Origin of the sequence: Streptomyces sp. NRRL WC-3549 (assembly GCF_000721935.1) — a bacterium.
In the GTDB taxonomy this organism is placed as follows: Bacteria; Actinomycetota; Actinomycetes; order Streptomycetales; family Streptomycetaceae; genus Streptomyces.
On the sequence record NZ_KL585399.1, the window covers coordinates 73,642 to 74,073 of the forward strand.

General features: G+C 73.1%; 1 pseudogene. It reads left to right on the plus strand.

Annotation, left to right across the window (positions count from 1 at the left end):
• A pseudogene (locus IH13_RS37555) lies at positions 1-297 on the plus strand (4'-phosphopantetheinyl transferase superfamily protein); the annotation flags it as partial.
• Between the last annotated feature and the right edge of the window lie 135 nt (positions 298-432).

Below are 432 nucleotides of genomic sequence, written 5' to 3' on the forward strand. Positions count from 1 at the left end.
AGATGTGTATAAGAGACAGGCGCCCGTCTGCCCGCCGTCCACTGGGACCGGCTGCTGTTCAGCGCGAAGGAGTCCGTCTACAAGGCGTGGTTCCCGCTGACGGGACTGTGGCTGGGCTTCGAGGAGGCGGACATCGTGCTCCATCCGGCCCCCGGCACGGAGCCGTCCGGGAGCTTCCGGGCCCAACTGCTCGTCCCGGGGCCCATGGTGGGCTCCCGGCGCCTCGGCCACTTCGACGGCCGGTGGATCGTCCGCCAGGGCCTGGTCGTCACCGCGGTGACGGTGCACCACCCCTGATTCCCGCCCCGCGACGGTATGCGCGCAGGGGCGGGGCGCAGCGGGAGCGGACGAGGGCACCGATCGCCGGGTCCGGGCGGTCCTCACCTGTCTCGGTGCGGGAGCGCCGGACGGACAGGCCGGGCAGAGGGCCCC